General features: G+C 65.3%; 17 protein-coding genes and 1 other RNA gene. 14 read left to right on the top strand and 4 right to left on the bottom strand.

The window, feature by feature from the left end; translation table 11 throughout:
• Nucleotides 1-133 precede the first annotated feature (133 nt).
• The 8 genes from D3226_RS11180 (at nucleotide 134) to D3226_RS14915 (ending at nucleotide 6,862) form a co-directional block, all read left to right on the top strand.
• Complete coding sequence (locus D3226_RS11180) at nucleotides 134-1,027, top strand: MetQ/NlpA family ABC transporter substrate-binding protein (protein ID WP_202382673.1); 894 nt, start codon at nucleotides 134-136, stop codon at nucleotides 1,025-1,027.
• 151 nt (nucleotides 1,028-1,178) lie between these two features.
• Nucleotides 1,179-2,207 carry an ATP-binding cassette domain-containing protein gene (locus tag D3226_RS11185; RefSeq protein ID WP_202382674.1) on the top strand — a complete coding sequence of 343 codons (1,029 nt, stop codon included), beginning with the start codon at nucleotides 1,179-1,181 and terminating at the stop codon, nucleotides 2,205-2,207.
• On the top strand, nucleotides 2,207-2,872 hold the full coding sequence (locus tag D3226_RS11190) for a methionine ABC transporter permease (RefSeq protein WP_202382676.1): 666 nt from the start codon (nucleotides 2,207-2,209) through the stop codon (nucleotides 2,870-2,872). The genes D3226_RS11185 and D3226_RS11190 overlap by 1 nt, the downstream gene beginning before the upstream one ends.
• 2 nt (nucleotides 2,873-2,874) lie before the next feature.
• Nucleotides 2,875-3,777, top strand: a complete 903-nt coding sequence (locus D3226_RS11195) for a Nif3-like dinuclear metal center hexameric protein (RefSeq protein WP_202382678.1) — start codon at nucleotides 2,875-2,877, stop codon at nucleotides 3,775-3,777.
• Nucleotides 3,778-3,811: 34 nt separating this feature from the next.
• On the top strand, nucleotides 3,812-4,555 hold the full coding sequence (locus D3226_RS11200) for a zinc ribbon domain-containing protein (RefSeq protein ID WP_202382679.1): 744 nt from the start codon (nucleotides 3,812-3,814) through the stop codon (nucleotides 4,553-4,555).
• Nucleotides 4,556-4,569: 14 nt separating this feature from the next.
• Nucleotides 4,570-4,945: RNase P RNA component class A (gene rnpB, locus D3226_RS11205), an RNA gene on the top strand.
• Between the two features lie 73 nt (nucleotides 4,946-5,018).
• Nucleotides 5,019-5,570: a hypothetical protein gene (locus D3226_RS11210; RefSeq protein ID WP_202382681.1), complete on the top strand. Its 552-nt coding sequence runs from the start codon at nucleotides 5,019-5,021 to the stop codon at nucleotides 5,568-5,570.
• A 218-nt stretch (nucleotides 5,571-5,788) separates the two neighbouring features.
• Entirely contained in the window at nucleotides 5,789-6,862 is a 1,074-nt protein-coding gene (locus tag D3226_RS14915) for a hypothetical protein (protein WP_202382682.1), read from the top strand.
• Between the two features lie 83 nt (nucleotides 6,863-6,945).
• Here the strand turns inward: D3226_RS14915 and map are convergent, their stop codons facing one another.
• On the bottom strand, nucleotides 6,946-7,815 hold the full coding sequence (map, locus tag D3226_RS11220; RefSeq protein WP_202382684.1) for a type I methionyl aminopeptidase: 870 nt from the start codon (nucleotides 7,813-7,815) through the stop codon (nucleotides 6,946-6,948).
• A gap of 66 nt (nucleotides 7,816-7,881) precedes the next feature.
• On the opposite strand from map, the gene D3226_RS11225 reads away from it, so the two are divergent.
• The 5 genes from D3226_RS11225 to D3226_RS11245 all read left to right on the top strand — a co-directional run bounded on the left by D3226_RS11225 (nucleotide 7,882) and on the right by D3226_RS11245 (nucleotide 15,761).
• Nucleotides 7,882-8,091: a methionine aminopeptidase gene (locus D3226_RS11225; RefSeq protein ID WP_202382686.1), complete on the top strand. Its 210-nt coding sequence runs from the start codon at nucleotides 7,882-7,884 to the stop codon at nucleotides 8,089-8,091.
• 145 nt (nucleotides 8,092-8,236) lie between these two features.
• A complete protein-coding gene (glnA, locus tag D3226_RS11230; RefSeq protein ID WP_202382688.1) occupies nucleotides 8,237-9,574 on the top strand; it encodes a type I glutamate--ammonia ligase in 1,338 nt (445 codons plus the stop codon).
• Nucleotides 9,575-9,592: 18 nt separating this feature from the next.
• Nucleotides 9,593-12,652, top strand: coding sequence for a bifunctional [glutamine synthetase] adenylyltransferase/[glutamine synthetase]-adenylyl-L-tyrosine phosphorylase (locus D3226_RS11235; protein WP_202382690.1), 3,060 nt, complete (start codon nucleotides 9,593-9,595; stop codon nucleotides 12,650-12,652).
• A 459-nt stretch (nucleotides 12,653-13,111) separates the two neighbouring features.
• Nucleotides 13,112-14,143 carry a glutaminase A gene (glsA, locus tag D3226_RS11240; RefSeq protein ID WP_202382972.1) on the top strand — a complete coding sequence of 344 codons (1,032 nt, stop codon included), beginning with the start codon at nucleotides 13,112-13,114 and terminating at the stop codon, nucleotides 14,141-14,143.
• Nucleotides 14,121-15,761, top strand: coding sequence for an MFS transporter (locus tag D3226_RS11245; protein WP_237462789.1), 1,641 nt, complete (start codon nucleotides 14,121-14,123; stop codon nucleotides 15,759-15,761). Before glsA ends, D3226_RS11245 begins: the two co-directional genes overlap by 23 nt.
• 58 nt (nucleotides 15,762-15,819) lie before the next feature.
• Here D3226_RS11245 and glnA (D3226_RS11250) read toward each other — a convergent pair whose 3' ends face one another.
• From glnA (D3226_RS11250) to D3226_RS11260, 3 genes are all read right to left on the bottom strand, one after another.
• Complete coding sequence (gene glnA, locus D3226_RS11250) at nucleotides 15,820-17,244, bottom strand: type I glutamate--ammonia ligase (RefSeq protein WP_202382691.1); 1,425 nt, start codon at nucleotides 17,242-17,244, stop codon at nucleotides 15,820-15,822.
• Between the two features lie 126 nt (nucleotides 17,245-17,370).
• A complete protein-coding gene (locus D3226_RS11255; protein ID WP_202382692.1) occupies nucleotides 17,371-17,799 on the bottom strand; it encodes an RDD family protein in 429 nt (142 codons plus the stop codon).
• Between the two features lie 5 nt (nucleotides 17,800-17,804).
• Nucleotides 17,805-18,494 carry a DUF4191 domain-containing protein gene (locus D3226_RS11260; RefSeq protein WP_202382693.1) on the bottom strand — a complete coding sequence of 230 codons (690 nt, stop codon included), beginning with the start codon at nucleotides 18,492-18,494 and terminating at the stop codon, nucleotides 17,805-17,807.
• Nucleotides 18,495-18,839: 345 nt separating this feature from the next.
• On the opposite strand from D3226_RS11260, the gene D3226_RS11265 reads away from it, so the two are divergent.
• Complete coding sequence (locus D3226_RS11265) at nucleotides 18,840-19,157, top strand: hypothetical protein (RefSeq protein WP_202382694.1); 318 nt, start codon at nucleotides 18,840-18,842, stop codon at nucleotides 19,155-19,157.
• The last annotated feature ends 35 nt before the right edge of the window (nucleotides 19,158-19,192 follow it).

A 19,192-nucleotide genomic window follows, 5' to 3' on the forward strand; every position in this document is an offset into this window, starting at 1 on the left:
CCACGCGCATGACGCTGTGTGACACCGCGATTACCGCGTGGCGGCGGACATGCCTGAGGCTTGAGGTGTTCGGCTCGAGCCCAGCCTCGCAGCCACCACCGACATTTCATCGCACCGAGCCAAGGGGATCCCCATGACTTTCACGAAGCGCCGCACCATCGCCGCCTCATTCACCGCCCTCGCCCTCGCCGGCGCAGCTGCCCTCGCGGGCTGCGCGCCCGCAGCGGACAGCGAGAGCGAGACTGTGAAGATCGGCGTCGTGCCCGGCGGTCAGCCCTACTGGGACACCTTTGTTGCAGCGGCAGCTGACGAGGGAATCACCGTCGAGATCGTTGACTTCGCCGAGTACCCGCAGCCGAACCCGCTGCTGGCCGAGGGCGAGCTCGACCTCAACCAGTTCCAGCACATCGCTTACCTCGCCGAGTACAACGAGGAGGCCAGCGACGACCTGGTGGCCCTCGGCTCCACCGTGATCTACCCAATGAACCTGTTCTCGGCAAAGTACGACAAGATCGAGGACATCCCGAAGGGTGGCACCGTGGCGGTGCCGAACGATCCCTCGAACCGCGCACGCGCGCTGCTCGTGCTCCAGAAGCTCGGCCTCATTGAGCTGAAGGACGGCGGCAACTCGGGCTCCACGCTCGAGGACGTCCTCGCCGATTCGTCGAAGGTGAAGGTCACCGAGCTCGACGCGGCCGGCATCCCGGGCGTGCTGCCCGACGTTGATGGCGGCGTCGTGAACAACGACTTTGTGGAGCCGGCGGGCCTGAAGTTCTCCGACTCGCTCGGTTCCGACAGCGCCGAGGATCCCGCGGCCGCACCGTACACGAACATCTTCGCTGCGCGTGCGGAGGACAAGAACAATAAGACCTACCTGAAGCTCGTGGACATCTACCAGAACAATCCCGAGGTTCAGAAGGCAGTGAAGGACTACGTCGGTGAGGGCGCGGTGCCGCTCAACACGCCGGCTGCTGAGCTTGCCGACATTCTCGCCCAGGCGCAGAAGGACTACGCAGCTACGAAGTAGTCGCGCGAGCACTCAGCGCAGGCCTTGGCCCGCGTCCCGCATCGGGGCGGTGAGAATTCTCACCGCCCCGATTGTGGTCTTCGGGCACGCGCCCGTCACAATAGATTCCGGCCGCGCGAGGCGGCCACAGCCGAGCGAGAGGACCCACAGGGTGACACGCGTGCAACTGAGCGGGGTGGGAAAACGGTATCCCGGCCGTGGCAAGAACGATCCTGAGATTGTTGCGGTCGACGATGTCTCCATCGAGGTTGCGTCGGGCGAGATCCACGCCATCATCGGGTACTCCGGTGCGGGCAAGAGCACGCTTCTCCGCCTGATCAACGGGCTGGAGCGCGCCACGAGCGGCACGATCTCCGTTGGCGCCAACGAGCTGACCGCACTCAGCGAGCGTCAGCTGCGGCCGGTGCGCTCACAGATCGGCATGATCTTCCAGCAGTTCAACCTCTTCCAGTCGAAGACGATTGCGAAGAACGTGGAGTACCCGCTCGTGGTGGCGGGCGTCGCTCCCGACGAGCGCGCTGCCCGCGTCGCCGAGCTGCTCAGCTTCGTAGGGCTCCAGGATCGCGCGGGGGCCTATCCGGATGAGCTTTCCGGAGGCCAGAAGCAGCGTGTGGGCATCGCTCGCGCGCTTGCGACGAACCCTGGCGTGCTGCTCGCTGACGAGGCGACGAGCGCGCTCGATCCCGAGACCTCCCGTGAGGTACTCGGCCTGTTGAAGCGCGTCAACGACGAGCTCGGCATCACGATCATTTTGATCACGCACGAGATGGACGTGGTGCGAGAGATTGCCCACCGAGTCACCGTGATGGACAGCGGTCGCGCAGTCGAGCAGGGCGACGTGTTCGAGGTCTTTTCGGCGCCCACGAGCGAGACAACGCGCAAGTTCGTTGCCACCGCGCTGCCGAGCGAGCCGGGATCCGAGCATCTTGAGCAACTCCGCCGGCGTCATCGCGGCCGGCTCGTCAGCCTGACTTTCCGCGACGGTGATGTCGATCAGCCCGTCGTGTTCCGCACCCTGGCGGAACGCGGTGTGGGCGTCAGTATCATTCACGGCGGGATCACCGACGTGGGCGGACGCAGCTTTGGCAAGCTCACGCTGGAGCTCATCGGCGACGAGCTGCGCGTCGAGCACGCGGTTGCGGCGCTCGCGCAGGAGACCGAGCTGGAGGTGCTCGCATAATGGATCGCTTGCTTGAACTCCTTGCGAACGGCAAATTCCTCGAGGCAACCCTCGAGACGATCTTCTACGCCGTCTTCACGCTCGGCGTCGGTGGCGCGCTCGGCCTCATCGTGGGCGTTGCGCTCACTGTGACTCGGCAGGGCGGGCTCCTCGAGAATCGTCCGGTCTTCTGGACCCTGAACTTCCTCGTGAATTTCTTCCGCCCCATTCCTTTCGTGGTGTTGATTGGCGCGCTTACCCCGCTCGCTCGTCTCGTCGTAGGCACGGGTATGGGCGCACGCGCGCTGCTATTCGTGCTGACATTCGCGGCGATGTTTGGCATCGCACGCCTCGTTGAGCAAAACTTGCTCACGGTATCGCCCGGTGTCATCGAGGCCGCGCGCGCCATGGGTGCGGGACCGGTCCGCACGATCTTCACGGTACTCATCCCGGAGGGGCTCGGGCCGCTGGTACTCGGCTACACCTTCGCGTTCATTGCGGTGGTCGACATGACCGCGATGGCCGGAGTCGTGGGCGGCGGCGGGCTCGGCAACCTCGCGCTACAGTACGGGTATCGGCAGTTCAACCCGTGGGTCACCTGGTCTGCCGTGCTCGTCATCATCGTGATCGTGCAGCTCGTGCAGCTGCTCGGCAACGTCATCGCCCGCAAGCTGCTCCGGAGGTAAGCGTGTCCGATCGCTCAGAGTTCACCACACCCGAGGCGTCCGCCACCGAGCCGGACACCCGGCTTGCAGACTTCCTCGAGGTGGCAGACGAACTCTGGCCGCTCGCCACGGCGGAGAGCTGGGACCGCGTGGGCCTCACCTCTGGTGACCCGCGGGCCGCCCTGACGCGCGCACTCCTTGCGGTCGACGTGACTGAGGCGACGGTGACCGAGGCGCTCGAGACGGGAGCGGATCTCCTCTTCACTCACCACCCGCTGTTGCTCCGCGGCGTGCACACCCTCGCCGAAGACACGGCGAAGGGGGCGCTCATTGCTCGGCTCATTCGAGGTGGCTGCGCGCTCTACTCGGCGCACACGAACGCCGATGCGCCGGCAGACGGGGTGTCCGATGTGTTCGCGCGCCGTCTGGGGCTTGTGCACGCGCAGCCCATTGTCCCGAGCCAGCACCCCGCCGCGCACCCTGGCGCAGGAATCGGCCGAGTGGGCACGCTGCCGCACCCGACGTCGCTCCGCGAACTCGCTGAGCGTCTCGCAGAGATCCTCCCGCAGACTGTGAGCGGAGTACGGGTCGGAGGGGATCCCAATCGAGAGGTATCTCGCGTCGCGCTTCTCGGCGGTGCGGGAGACAGCTTGCTCGACCATCCGCTCGTGCGCGCAGCGGATGTCTACGTGACGTCTGATCTGCGGCATCACCCCGCTCAGGAGTCACTGGAGCTCGGCGCAGCGGCGGGTGGCCCCGCGCTCATCGACGTCGCGCACTGGGCGAGCGAGTCGTTGTGGCTCGCGGGCGCCGCCGAGACGCTCGGCGCGAGGCTCCCCGGCGTGGCATTCAGCGTGAGCAGCGCGCGCACTGACCCGTGGGCCTTTGCGGTGGGCGCTCTCGCTGAACCGGGTGCCGCCGCGTAACCCAGTGGCCGGTGCGCGACGGTAGGCTAGCCCTATGAAGGCTAGCCCCCGGCAGCAGCAACTGCTGCTCGATCTCCACGACCTCGACACGACGATTGCGCGCCTGCGCCGCAAGCGTACAACGCTGCCGGAGCGCGCTGAACTTGACGGCCTCGCCGACGAGATCGCGGCCTCACGCGAGCAGTTCATGGCCGCGCAGCGTGAGCTCGACACGCTCACCGCGGAGATTGAGCGCATCGAGGCGGACGTCGCGATGGTGCGCCAGCGCCGCACCCGCGACGAGGAACTCATGGCGGTCAGCACCTCCCCGAAGGAGGCACAGGCACTGCAGAGCGAACTCGACACGCTGGCGCGCCGCATGGGCGAGCTTGAGGAACGCGAGCTCGAGCTCATGGAGCAGCAGGAGACCGCACAGGCAGCCTTCACCGAAGCAGAGCGCGTGCTTGGTGGCGTAGATGCCCGGCGCGCGAAGATTCAGGAGTCGATTGACAGCGCGGAGGCGCAGATCGACCGCGAGCTTGCGTCGAACACCGAGGAGCGTGGCGGGCTTGCAGCCGAGATCCAGCGTGATCTGCTCGGTGTGTACGAGGAGCTGCGCGGCCGGATCGGGATCGGGGCTGCGCGTCTGCGCGGTGCCGTGTCTGAGGCCAGCAACATGGCACTCACCCCGGCCGAGCTCAGTGATTTCAACGCCGCCGCACCCGACGAGCTGCTGTTCTGCCCCGGCACTGGCGCGATCTTGGTGCGCGTCGCGGAGGACACGACCCCCGAGGTGTAGAATCGACGTTGGAATGGGCTGGTGAGACGGTCGCGTCGCGGCACGAAAGTGCACGCGCCGAGGAACGTCCGGGCTCCGCAGGGGAGAACGGTGGGTAACGCCCACCCGGGGTAACCCGCGAGAAAGTGCAACAGAGAGTAGACCGCCGCGCCCAGCATGCTGAGCGCGGTAAGGCTGAAAGGGTGGTGTAAGAGACCACCGGCGCTCGTGGTGACACGGGCGGCCAGGTAAACCTCGTTCGGAGCAAGGCCAGACAGAGGATGATGACGCGCCCCGCCGAGTCCTCGGGTAGGCCGCTAGAGGGTACTGGCAACAGTGCCCCGAGAGAGATGACCGTCACCCCGGCTGCGGTCGGGGAGACAGAACCCGGCGTATGATCCGGCCCATTCCACCCTTCGCGTGCACAGCTCCTCGGCCTACTTGGCCGCTCGGGCCGCCCCAGTGACTGACCTATGCTGATCCTATGAGCGAGTTTCTCGAGGCGTCGCGCCCGGATCGGTACGCGCGCAGTTCAGTGCGCTCCGCACGCTTCCCGATGGACTTCACCTTCGACGAGCTGGTTCCCGGCGTGATCGTCGCATTCGTGCTCTACCAGGCGCTACTGATCGGCACGCTGATCCTCGCACAGATGGTCACCGCCCTCGCTACGTGGCTGGCTGGCACGGCAACATTTGCCCCGCCCACCCTCGAAGACGCCATGTACCTGCTGCCAGTTTTCATGTTCTCGCTGATGGCGTCCGCGTTCGCGTGCGTCACGTACGGGCCGGCTCTCGCTTGGCTGCTCGGCAAGCTCCTGCGATCCCAGTCGAACAAGTGGGTGCATCGGGTTGCCTTTACTGGCTTGGGCGCAGCCGTGGGGGTGCTCACCGAGCTCGGTCTCATCGCCTCGTCCGCCGGAGGAATCTCCGCCGTCAACCTGGGGGACCCCATCTTCCTGCTCATGGCTGCCCCCGCTGCGCTCGCTGTGCCACTGGGTTGGGAGTACGCGAGCTCACGCGCACTTCGCTCGCGATGACGGGTGACCGCAATGCGCGCCACTATGTAAATCTCGGCCGTGACCTTTTGTCTTTCTGAGAGAACCCCACATCCGTGTTAGTGTGCTGGTCGGGCCAGAATGGGAATGCGTGGCGATCACCGCCTCGCCCAGCCCGCCCGTGCACATTGAGACGGGTCACTCATGGTCTCGAACTTGAGACCTCGGGCGCATGCGCGCGAGAAGGTAAGGGAACGGTATTGAAGAACAAGAAGATCCTCGCTGCCGGAGCAATCGCGACCCTCGGAGTCGGCGTCGCGACAGGAATCACTTTGGGACCGGGGAACACCGAACCTGCGCAGGCAGCGGCTGGTGACATTGTGTGCGACATCTTCCACGGCGGCATCCGAAACCTCCAGGTTGTGCAATCCGGCGACCGGACCTTCGAGGTGACCTACGTTGACCAGAACACGCTCGCCGGTCAGGACACCGCACCCGGCGTGGATGACCGCTATGCGCCGCTTCCCGCAGAGTTCCGTGATGCAACAAACAGGATCACCCTCGGGGATGCGGTTGCCGCAAGTGCGTTGCGTGTGAGCCAGAGTGTGGTGACAGGGCCTGCGAGTGACCCCTCACAATCCGACTGGCAGGTCGATCAAGTGATCGGCAACGAGGCCGCACCCTGGGAAAGCGCCGCGCTTGCACACCAGGAAATCACCTGGGTACACGACGTCGACGCCCGCACCGTCGTCACAAATGGTGTCGTCGGGGAGCAAGTGCGACCGAGCGATTTTCCGCTTCCGTGGCTCCTGAGTGAAGACTCGACCAGCGTGCTTCAGTTCACGCTCACGGTTCCCGATGATGCGACTGGCACCGTCCCATTGATCACGTCACTTGCCGGCTCCTTCGTCACTACGGCTTGGAGTCAGGCCACGTGGACCTGGAGCAAGGACCAAGACGTAGAGTTCAGCACGCCCGTCACCTGCTCGGTAGAGTTCGAGGACAAGTCGACCGACCCCGGGCCCACCGACCCTGGAACGACGGATCCGGGCGCCACCGACCCCGGGACGACGGATCCTGGCACCACCGAGCCCGGAACGACCGACCCCGGGACCACCGAGCCCGGAACGACCGACCCCGGGACCACCGAGCCCGGAACGACCGACGCAGGCACCACCGACTCCGGTACGACGTCTCCGAACTCCGGAAAGGGCACTGCTACCGAACTCGCTCGAACCGGCAGCCCCATGAGCCCCAGCACCCTGGGGTTCGCAGCGGGAGCGTTGCTGCTCGTCGGTGCCGGCCTCCTCACGATCCGCCGTATCGTTCGCTAAGCCGGTGCGAAGCTCCGATCCAGAATTCTGGACCGGAGCTTCGGGCTGAGCACCTACCGGGTGTGAGCTATCGTGGCAGGCCGCTAGTCCGAGACCGTGAGCAGCTCGAAGCCATCCTCGCGAATCACGACGGTGTGCTCAAACTGCGCGGTGATGCTCTTGTCGCGCGTCGTGACCGTCCAGCCGTCGTCCCACTGATCCCACTCATGTCCGCCGAGCGTGAGCATCGGCTCGACCGTGAACACCATGCCCGGAACGATGATGTCGCCGTAGCTCGGCGCCGAGTCGTAGTGTGGAATGATGAGCCCGGAGTGGAATGAAGAGCCGACGCCGTGTCCGGTAAAGTCACGCACCACCCCATAGCCGAAGCGCTTCGCATACGTTTCGATGACACGACCGATCACGTTGACAGCGCGGCCCGGCTTCGCGGCTTTGATGCCGCGCATCATCGCCTCGTGCGTGCGCTCGATGAGCAGGTCAACCTCTTCGGCTACCTCACCCACGCGATAGGTGCGGTTCGTGTCGCCATGGAAGCCATCCAGATACGCGGTCACGTCGACGTTCACAAGGTCACCCTCGCGCAGCACAGTGTCATCGGGGATGCCGTGACAGATCACCTCGTTCACCGAGGTGCACGATGACGCGGGGTAACCGCGGTAGCCGAGAGTCGAGGGGTACGCGCCGGCGGCGACGACCACCTCGTGCGCTACGCGATCCAACTCTGCGGTCGTGACGCCGGGGCGAACCGCCTCGCCCACCGCGTCGAGCGCGCGGGAAGCAATCCGTCCGGCCGCGCGAATCTTCGCGACCTCTTCCGCCGTGTACGTGTTGTCGCCCTCGTACGGCGGCGGCGTCACGAGGCCAACGTAGGGCGGCCGCGCAATGCTTGCGGGAACCTGCCGCTGCGCGGGGCGAATACCGGGAGTCAAATGTCCGTGTGCGTCGAAGGGCATGGCTCTAGTCTATGAAGTGCACGCAGTGCTTGCTGCGGGCACCGCCGAAGCGGAAGGACTCGGATCATGAGTAAGCGGGACTGGGGGATCGAGGATCCCGAGGAGACCTACTGGTTCAACACGCGCACGGGTGAGGTCGAGGAGGGGCCGCAGTCGCTGTCCGTCGATCGCGTGGGACCGTTCTCGACACGGGAGGAAGCGGCGCACGCCAACCAGATTCTCGAGGAGCGCGCACGTGCGTGGCGCGAGGAAGAAGAGTCGACCGAGGACTACTAGACCGCTACTCGGCGCACTCTCCGGTCGCCGTAACACGCTCGACACGCGTGCGCGGTAGTCTGAACGCGAGCGCACCGCGGAGCACGCGGCGCGCGAGACACCCACGCGTGGCGCGAGCCGCCGCGCGGCAACGAACGGAGCCGGTGTGAGCAAGCAGCGCGATTTCGTCCTTCGCACGATCGAGGAGCGGGGCGTCAAGTTCGTGCGCCTCTGGTTCAGCGATGTTTCCGGGACTTTGAAATCGGTTGCGCTCGCGCCGGCCGAGGTCGAGGGTGCCTTCAGCGAAGGCATCGGCTTCGACGGCTCCGCGATTGAGGGCCTCACCCGGGCGTATGAGTCAGACCTGCTCGCGATCCCCGACCCCGCAACGTTCCAACTGCTGCCCTGGCGCAGTCAGGACGCGCCGACCGCGCGCATGTTCTGCGACATCCGCACCCCGAACGGGGAGCCCGCGGTTGCGGATCCGCGCAACGTGTTGAAGCGCACACTCGCGCACGCCGCCGACCGTGGGTTCACCTTCTACACGCACCCGGAAATCGAGTTCTACCTCCTGAAGTCCAAGGAGTTTGGAGCTGAGGGCCCGACCCCGGTCGACCGCGCGGGCTACTTCGACAACGTGCCGGGCGGCACCGCACATGACTTCCGGCGCGAGAGCGTCGCGATGCTTGAGGATCTCGGAATCTCGGTCGAGTTCAGCCACCACGAGGCCGGCCCCGGGCAGAACGAGATCGACCTGCGGTACGCCGACGCACTGACCACGGCCGACAACCTCATGACCTTCCGCACGGTCGTGAAAGAGGTGGCGATCACCCAGGGCGTGCACGCAACCTTCATGCCGAAACCGCTCGCCGGGCACCCCGGCTCCGGCATGCACACCCATCTCTCGCTATTCGAGGGCGACACGAACGCGTTCTACGACCCGGGTGCGAAGTACCAGCTTTCGCAGACTGGCCGGCGTTTCGTCGCGGGCCTGCTTCGCCACGCTCCGGAGATCACCGCGGTCACCAACCAGTACATCAACTCCTATAAGCGCCTGTGGGGCGGCGACGAGGCCCCCTCATTCGTGAGCTGGGGGCACAACAACCGCTCTGCGCTTGTACGCGTCCCGATGTACAAGCCGGGCAAGGGTGGCGCGGCCCGCGTGGAGTACCGCGCACTCGACAGCGCCGTGAACCCCTATCTTGGGTTCTCCGTGCTCCTCGCGGCCGGCCTCAAGGGCATCGAGGAAGAGTACGAGCTGCCGCCCGAGGCCGAGAACAACGTGTGGGCGCTCTCGGACGGCGAGCGCCGCGCAATGGGCTTCGACGCACTTCCCACGAGCCTCGACCACGCGCTTGCGGTGATGGAACGCTCCGAGCTGGTTGCAGAGACTCTCGGTGAGCAGGTGTTCGCCTACTTCCTGCGTGACAAGCGGCGCGAGGTAGCCGAGTACCGGAGCCAGGTCACGCCGTACGAGCTGTCATCCATGCTCGACACGGTCTAGGCGAGGATTCTCCCCGCAATGGCGGATCCACGCCCCGAATTGAAGCTCGCCGAGCTCGCGCGCGCCGGTTTCCAGGAGCTCACCGCCTCACGCACGGCACTCCAGGAGCTGCTGCCCTGCGTGAGCGTGACGCAGAGTGAGCTGCTCGCGGCATTCGCTGCCGCAGCTGACCCCGATGCGGCGCTCGTGCGCATTCGAGCGCTCGCTGAGGGGGAGACGGAGCTTGTCGCGTCGCTGGATGCCGAGCAGCTCGTTCGCCTGTGCCGTCTCGTCGGCGCGTCTCCCGCGCTTGGCGACTTCTTCGTGCGCCGACCCGAAGGGCTCGCGGAGCTCCTTGCACGCGGGGGAGCCCTCGTGCCCGCGGAGCAGGCGCTCGCGGTGCTCCTCTCTTCGGTGCACGACACAGCAACGGGCGTTGCGCTCGCGGGTCCTGCCGGCTGGGCCGAGTTGCGTGTGGCGTATCGCTCACTTCTCGCGAGCGTCATGCTCTTCGATCTCGAGCGCACGGCCGAGGGACTCGCGCTCGAGTCGTTTGAGCACGTCGCTTCGAGCCTCTCCGCGCTTGCGGGCGCCGCGGTGGAAGCCTCGCTCGCCGTCGCCCGCGCCAGCCTTGCTGCTGGAGTGAGCGGACCGGCGGTGCGGCGCGAGCGCATTGACGCCACGCAGCTCGCGGTGATTGCCATGGGCAAGTGCGGCGCCGAAGAGCTGAACGTCGTCTCGGACGTTGACGTCGTGTTCATCGCGCGCAGCGCCACGCAGCCGGGCACCGACGAAGATGCTGGCGCAGATCTCCTCAACACAGACACGCTGATCAGGATCGCCACCCGCCTCGCGAGCGAGACGATGCGCGGAATCCACGACCCGTGCATCGAACCGCCCCTGTGGGAACTCGACGCGAACTTGCGTCCCGAGGGACGCCACGGTGCGCTCGTGCGCACACTCGGTTCGATACTCACGTACTACGAGCGCTGGGCGAAGGGGTGGGAGTTCCAGGCGCTGCTCAAAGCTCGGCCGCTTGCCGGCGACCTCGAGCTTGGCGACGAGTTTGTCGCTGGCACGCGGGACGCGGTGTGGGCGTCGTCCAATCGTGAGGACTTCGTCGGTTCGGTGCAGCGCATGCGCGAGCGAGTCACGGAGCACATCGACACGGATGACCTTGAAGTCCAGTTGAAGCTTGGCCCAGGTGGGCTGCGCGACATCGAGTTCAGTGTGCAGCTTCTGCAGCTTGTCCATGGCCAGTACGACGACCGCTTGCACCTCCGCGGGACCTTACCGGCACTCCAGGCGCTCGTAGACGGTGGCTACATTGCGCGCAGCGACGGTGAGCGACTCGCGACCGACTATCGGTTCCTCCGTGTTCTGGAGCATCGGCTTCAGCTGCGCGAGCTTCGTCGAACGGCGATCATGCCGCTCGACGAGGAGGGCCTCCGAGTACTTGCCCGTGCGAGCGGACTCGCACCGACGGGTGTTGCCCTGCTGCGCGAGTGGGAGAGCGTCAAGCGCGAGGTGCGCGAGCTGCACCTCAAGATCTTCTACGCTCCGCTCCTCAGTGCCGTCGCGGCGCTCCCCGAGGAGGAGTTCGCCCTCGGCAGCGCCGAGGCGCGCGCCCGACTCGCGAGCATCGGTTTCCGCGACCCCGAGGGCGCCATTCGACACCTCGCTGAACTCACGCGCGGCACATCGCGTCGCGCGCGCATTCACCGGAATCTCCTCCCGGTTCTGCTGCAATGGCTTGCAGACGGCACGGACCCAGACTTCGGGCTCCTCGCATTCCGTCGGGTCAGCGAGGCGAACCGTGAATCACCCTGGTACCTGCGCCTCCTCCGCGACGGAGCTGAGGCTGCCGAGCGGCTCACGCGCGTGCTCTCCTCCTCTCGCTTCGCGGCGGAGCTCTTGGAGACGATTCCTGAGGCAGTCGCCTGGCTCGAAAGCGATGCGGCCCTCCTCCCGCGAGCGCTCGATACGCTGCGCGACGAGATGCGCTCACTCGCATCACGGCGCGCCACTGTGGATGAGGCCGGAGCAGCGCTCCGCGGCGTGCACCGGCGAGAGGTGCTCCGGCTCGCGATGGGGCGCATCACGGGCGTGATTGATGAGCCCGAGGTCGCGCAGGGTCTCGACGCGGCGCACACAGCACTCCTCGACGCCCTGCTCATCATGCTGGACCGGGCTGCGGTCGCGGCGGAACAACCGCACGAATTTGATCTCGCGCTCATCGGCATGGGTCGCTACGGGGGTGGCGAGCTCGGGTTTGCCTCGGACATCGATCTGATCGCCGTGTTCCAACCCGCACCGAGCATCGCGGTTGACCAGGCCGCCCGCGCCGCGATCAAGCGCGTCACCGAGCTTCGTCGGCTGGTGTCGGATCCTCGTTTTCCGGTCGACCTCGATTTCGATCTCCGACCCGAGGGGAAGAACGGTCCCATCGCACGCAGCCTCGAGGCCTCACGTGTCTACTACGAGCGCTGGTCCGTCACCTGGGAAGCACAGGCGCTGCTCCGGGCTCGCCCCGTCGCGGGTGACAGCACGCTCGGCGCCGCGTTCGTAGCGCTCGCCGACCAGATCCGTTATCCGGCAACGTTCACCGACGAGCAGGTGCGCGAGGTGCGCCGCATGAAGGCCCGGGTCGAGGCGGAGCGCTTGCCGCGCGGTGCGGATCCCAAGCGGCATCTCAAGCTCGGTCCCGGCGGGCTCACCGACGTCGAATGGCTGGTACAGCTGCTGCAGCTCAGAAATGGTGCCGAGATCCCGGCGCTTCGCACGGTGTCGACGCTGTCGGCGCTCGATGCGGCTGTTGACCATGAGCTCATCGGCGCGGAGGACGCGGCCCACCTTGCCGACTCGTGGCGATACGCGAGCAGTGTGCGTTCCGCCCTGAAGCTTTGGAATGGGCGCGCGAGCGACTCGCTTCCCACCGATCGCGTGGAGCTCGAGGGGATCGCGAGCGTGCTCGGCCTGCCTGAGCGACGCACATCCGAACTCGAGGAGCGTTGGTTCTCGGTGTCTCGTCGTGCCCGCGGCGTGGTCGAGCGGGAGTTCTTCGGGTATGACGAGCTCGAGTTTCCCGAACGCCTCTAGCGTCGCTGACCCGGGGGAGTCACGCGTTCCTTACGAAGTGTTTCCCCTGTGTTTACCCAAAGGGCTTCCCAAGGACGTTATCGAAGCGTAACCTGATCGTTATGCATTACTTACAGTCACTTCTTGAGGCTATCCTCGCCGAGGATGGCTCCGAGTTCGACGACGAACTCGAGTCCTAGCGCCACCGCGCTACTCAGCGCCGCAACAGCGACGTTGCATCGGGAGGGTTTCCCGCCCGCACCAACAGGCCCGCGACCAGGCAACTGGTCGCGGGCCTGTTCGCGTCTCCATACGCGGTGCAGGGCGCGGGGGAGCAGCAGGGCTTCGCATGCGCCCAGCATCGCGCAAAGAAAACCGTGACATGGACCCGTGAAGGGTTTACATTGTGCACAGAGAGTGACGGTGATCGCGGTGCGAGCCGTGGTCGACGCCACCCACGCCATTGAAGGTGGGGGAGTGATGGAGCTCGATGTCGCGCATGTTGACCAGCAGGTAGCCACGGGGCGACTTCCAGAGCGCCACCGCATTGACGAGCTTGTCGAAGCTGCCTACCGGCACGCTGGTCGTCATGCCGAAGGCGGGCTCGCCAGCTATATCCCGGCCCTCGCCCTCGCCGACCCAGAAGCCTTCGGGGTCAGCGTTGTTGATGTTCATGGTGAAGCACATGAGGAAGGAAACACGCGAGACGAGTTCTCGATCCAGTCGATTTCCAAAGTGTTTGTGTACGCGCTTGTCTGCGAGCACCTTGGGCACGACGCCGCCTTTTCGACGGTCGGCGTGAACAACACCGGGCTCGCGTTCAACTCCATCATCGCGCTTGAGCTGCACGACGGGCACCCGCGGAATCCAATGGTGAATGCGGGTGCACTGACGACCACCGGGCTTGTTCCGGGCGCGAGTACCGCCGAACGCTGGGAGTTCATTCACGACGGGCTATCGCGGTTCGCTGGACGCGCACTGCAGGTGGATGAGCGGGTGTATCGATCAGAGCTTGAGACCCGTCACCGAAACACGGCAATCGCCCAGTTGCTCGTGAGCTACGGACGCATTCGGCAGGACCCCGACGAACTCGTTGATGTGTACACCCGCCAGTGCGCACTGAGCGTCGATGCTCACGATCTCGCGGTGATGGCCGCCACGCTTGCAGACGGCGGAGTCAATCCCGTCACTGGTGAGCGAGTCGTCTCCGCGCACGTGGCACGCGACACACTTGCCGTCATGGCGTCCTCCGGCCTCTACGAGAACTCGGGAGAATGGCTGCTCGAAGTCGGCCTCCCCGGAAAGTCAGGCGTTTCAGGGGGCCTCATCGCTGTCGCCCCGGGGAAGGCCGGCATCGGAACGTTTGCGCCTCCGCTCGACTTGGCAGGAAACAGCGTACGCGGGCAGATCGCCGCCGCGTATCTCTCGCGGGCGCTGGGACTCAACGTCTTCGCTTCAGCTTCACACTTTGCCCAGGATGGAGAGCCTCATGTCACTCGCAGCACGTCCTGACGTATCTGACGTCATGCCCCGAAGATCCTGGGTGCCGATGATCGGGCTGTTCCTCGCGCAGATCTTGATGTCGTACAACGTCGCGGCCCTTCCGGTCACGCTCGGGGGTATGGTCGCGGAGTTCAATGTCCCCGCCACGGACGTCAGCACAGCGATCGTCACCTACGGACTCGTCGTCGCCGCACTCGTGATGGTGGGCGCAAAACTCGGTCAACGAATCGGCTGGGTCATCATGTTTCGGAGCGTGATCGCTGTGTTCGCGCTCTCCGCGTTGACTATGGTGCTCGCGCCCAGCGTGGGCTGGGTGGTGCTCGCTCAGGCGCTCGCGGGCGCATCCGCGGCAATCATCGTTCCGAGTCTCGTCGCGTTGATCGCGGAGAACTACCGGGGCGCGCAGCAGGCGACAGCGATCGGTTCGCTGGGCTCCGCACGCGCACTTGCCGGAGTCACCGCGTTCCTGCTGGGGGGCACGCTCGCAACATTTGTCGGCTGGCGACCCGTGTTTCTCGTGGTGCTCGTGATCGCGGTCGCAGTGTTTGTACTCAGTTTTCGGCTTCGAGCCGATCGCGGGGACGGCAGGGTTCAGATCGATGTTGGTGGCGCTACGCTCATCGGCGCCGGTATCGTCGCGCTAACCCTCGGCGTGAACAATCTCAACCGGTGGGGAGTGCTGAGTTCGACGGACGAAGCCCCGTTCTCCGTGGTGGGCCTGTCCCCGGCCCCGCTTCTCGTTGTGCTCGGCATCGTTCTCGTCCAGGCATTCTTCGTCTGGACGAGACGCCGGACTCGCCGTGGAGAAGAACCACTCGTCAGCCTCCGCGTGTTTGGCTCAGGCCCTGAACGCGCTGCAATCTATGCGATGTTTATTGTCGTTGGGCTTGAAGCAGCGCTGAACTTCACTGTTCCGCTGTACATTCAGATTGTTCAGGGCAGAACCCCGTTTGATACGTCGCTGGCGATGCTGCCGTTCAACCTCACCGTATTCATCACGGCGACGCTCGTGGTTCGCTTCTACCGGCGGTTTACCCCGCGAGCAATTGGCGTGTTTTCTTTCACGCTCACTACTGTTGCGCTTGTCTGGCTCGCGCTCGTCGTCACCAACAATTGGGAGACGCTCCCGACCATCCTCGGGCTGTTCGTGTTCGGGGTGGGTCAGGGCGCCTTAGTCACGCTGGTCTTCAACGTGCTGGTGACCTCGGCCCCCAAGGAACTTGCTGGTGACGTGGGTTCTGTGCGTGGGACTACGCAGAACCTCGCAAGCGCTGTCGGCACTGCAGTTGCCGGTGCGCTCCTCGTGGGGCTCTTGAGCGCAAACATCGCGGCATCCCTCGCGAGCCATGTCGATGTCTCACCGGAATTGATTGCTCAGGCCGATATCGACGCATCGAGCTTTGTTTCCAACGACCAGCTTGCCGAAGCCCTCGATGAAACTGATGCGAGCCCCGCGCAAGTCGCGGCCTTCATCGAGGTGAACGAGAGCGCCCGCTTGGCGGCACTCAAGCTCGGGCTATTGATCCTCGCTGGCGTCAGCGCCGTCGCGATCCTTCCCGCGAGCCGCCTGCCCAACGCACAGCATCATGAGATCCCCGACCCAACGGCGGAGGCGGGGGGAAGGTAGCAGAAACGCACGCGCGGGTTGGCACCGAAACCGGTCGCCAACCCGCGCGCTGTGTGAGTTACACGCCGTAGTAGAGCTCGAACTCGAACGGGTGCGGGCGGAGCGCCATCGGGGCAATCTCGAGCTCGTGCTTGAGATCGATCCAGGTCTGAATCAGCTCCTCGGTGAACACGCCACCCTCGAGCAGGAAGTCGTGGTCAGCCTCGAGCGCCGCAAGAGCTTCCTCGAGCGAACCCGGCACCTGCGGGATGTTCTTTGCCTCCTCCGGCGGGAGCTCGTAGAGATCCTTGTCGATCGGCTCCATCGGCTCGATGCGGTTGCGGATGCCGTCCAGGCCCGCCATCAGCTGCGCCGCGAACGCGAGGTACGGGTTGCCCGATGCATCGGGAGCGCGGAATTCGATGCGCTTTGCCTTCGGGTTCGAACCGGTGAGCGGGATCCGCACGGCGGCGGAGCGGTTTCCTGCCGAGTACGCGAGGTTCACCGGGGCCTCGTAGCCCTTCACCAGGCGGCGGTAGCTGTTGATCGTGGGGTTCGTGAACGCGAGCAGCGCAGGCGCGTGGTGGAGGATGCCCCCGATGTACCAGCGCGCGGTGTCCGAGAGGCCTGCGTAGCCGTTCTCATCGTAGAAGAGGGGATCCCCACCCTTCCAGAGCGACATGTGGGTGTGCATGCCCGAGCCATTGTCGCCGAAGACAGGCTTCGGCATGAACGTGGCCGTCTTGCCCCACAGCTCTGCCGTGTTCTTCACGATGTACTTGAACTTCAGCACATCGTCAGCCGCGTTCACCATGGTGTCGAAGCGGTAATTGATCTCCGCCTGGCCGGGCGCGCCCACCTCGTGGTGCGCGCGCTCGAGGTGCAGGCCGGCCTCGACGAGGCGCAGCGAGATGTCGTCGCGCAGATCGGCTTGCTTATCGACGGGGGAGACGGGGAAGTAGCCGCCCTTCGCGGGCGTCGTGTTTCCAAGATTGCCGCCCTCGACCTTGCGGCCCGAGTTCCAGTGCGCTTCTTCGGAGTCGATCTCGTAGAAGGTGCGCTGCGGGGTGTTCTCATACCGAACGGAGTCGAGGATGTAGAACTCGGCCTCGGGCGCGAAGAACGCGGTGTCCGCGATGCCGGTCGAGATGAGGTACTGCTCCGCCTTCTTGGCGACCTGGCGGGGATCCTTCGAGTAGATCTCGCCGGTGCGCGGGTTGAAGATGTCGCACACCACGATGAGGGTGCGCTCGAGGCGGAACTGGTCGACGTAGCACGTGGTCACATCGGGGATCAGCTGCAGATCCGACTCAGCAATGCCGGAGAACCCGCGAATGGAGGAACCGTCGAACATCTGGCCGACCTCGAAGAAATCGTCCTCGACTGTTGCTGCGGGGATGTTGAAGTGCTGCTGCACCCCGGGGAGATCGGTGAACCGGATATCAACAAACTTGACGTCGGTTTCCTTGATGAAGTCGATGACTTCCTGGGGGGTGGTGAACATGCTGCTCCTCATTGCCAGTGTGCCCTTCGGCACCGTTCGCTTCACTCCAGCTTATGCGCCCACCGTTTCGGAACCGTGATTCTCATGTTTCGCGAGTGTTACACGACGCAGAAAAGTGATCCGAATTCATCCCCTGACGAGAACGGTTCCCGCGATCTTGTCGTGGAATGCGCGCTGATCCGAATCCCACACGAGGAGGGGGATGACGAGGCAGAGGAGCAGGGTGCGCACGAACGGCCGCCAGACGCCGACCCATCCGCCGGCAATCGGCACGACGCGGAGCCCCACCAGTCGGTGACCGATCGAACCGCCAATAGTCGGGATAAAAATGATCTGCATCAACGCGAAGAACAGGAAGTTCCACAGGCTCGCATTGGGGCCACCCACAAGAAAGTAGGCCGGGAGCGCTGCGAGGCCCCAGTCGATCAGGATCGCGACGATGCGCCGACCGATTCTGCCAACCGAGCGCGGCCCAGACTCAGGGAGTCCGAGCCGTTCGCCGGGCCACTTGCTGGGCTCGAGGTCGCCGAAGCGCTGGGGAGTCGAAGCGGGCATCGTGCTTAGCGCGGGCGCTGCGAACGGATGCGGTTCGGGTCCATGCCCTTCGGGATACCGACGGGAGCCGCCTGTAGGGAGCTCAGTCGGTTGTAGACCGCTGCAACCTCGTTGCGCGAGAGCTTCGGCTTCAGCTTCACCAGCGTCTTCGAAAGCTTGGCGAGGGGGATTCCGTCACCGTCCGGGCCGACGTAGAGGTGCACAACCTCGACATTGCGAAGCGCTCGCTTGACCTTCCGCTCTTCATCAGCTGCCATGCGCTCGGTACGGCTGCGCGAGCCCTCCGAGATCAGCACGACACCACCGCGGCCCACGACGCGGTACACAGCATCCTGGTTGCGGTTGATTGCAATCGGAACCTCTGAACCGCGCCACGAACGGCGAAGCGCGCCCTGCACGACGGCGCCCACAGCGCCCGCGCGGCCCTCAATCTGCTGGTACGCCATCTTCTCGGCGCGCCGTCCAAGCACAATCATGACCAGGAGCAGGCCCACAAGGATGCCCGAGATCGGCCAGATGACCCAGCCGAACCAACCGCCGGGGAGCAGCCATGCAAGCAGCACGGCCACGAGGATCGGGGCGATAAAGACCGCGAGCAACACCCAAGGGAGATTCCGATCATGGACCTTCGTGGTCCGATAGATCTCGATCATCTGCTTGATGCGACCGTCGCGCTTCGCCTTCTCTGCTGCCATACCCCTTAGGATATCGGTTCTCGCGCCCTTCCCCGAACACGGGGAGTCGCCCATCGCTGTGCCGTGAGCGAAAGCCGCTCACACCCCGCGGTCAACGCGAGCCTCAGTCGAACTCTGTGGAGTGCATCACAGAACTCGTTCGCACGCTGAATGATCAGTCAGGCTTGCCGCATGAAACGATACTGTGTGAATACTCCGGACGCCCGCCCCGGAGCCACGCGCGCAGCGGCTGCTCACCCTGAAGCTTCACACCCGGGATCAGCCGCGCGAGCCGCAGCACGACTCGAAGCCTTGTGCGAACGGGGGATCGCCGCGCGAACAATCGGCCGGTGCCTGGGCGAGGCGATGGGAGGCGCACACGCACGCGTGGGGCACGATGTCGGCTGCGAGGTGCTCGGCGTGCCCCTGGAACAGCTCCATCGCTGCATTCGGGTGCGGCAAACCGGGCGGCGGGAGATGAGCGGCGCAGCACTCCTCATGGAGGCGCTTGCAGAGTGCCTCGCAGAGCTCAGCGCACTCGGCAAAACGTGGCACCCGGTTCGCGCACGTGAGGCGGTGCAGGCAGCCGTCCGGAGTCGCATCACCCCGGCGGAGGCCACACAGGACGCGGGCGTTGAGGCTGCGAAGCAGAGACGAAGGCGCACAGCCCACAGACGCACGTAGGGCCGCAGCGCTCTGTGAGTGCTGCGGCCCTACAT

This window comes from Leucobacter chromiireducens subsp. chromiireducens, from assembly GCF_016758255.1.
GTDB lineage: Bacteria > Actinomycetota > Actinomycetes > Actinomycetales > Microbacteriaceae > Leucobacter > Leucobacter chromiireducens.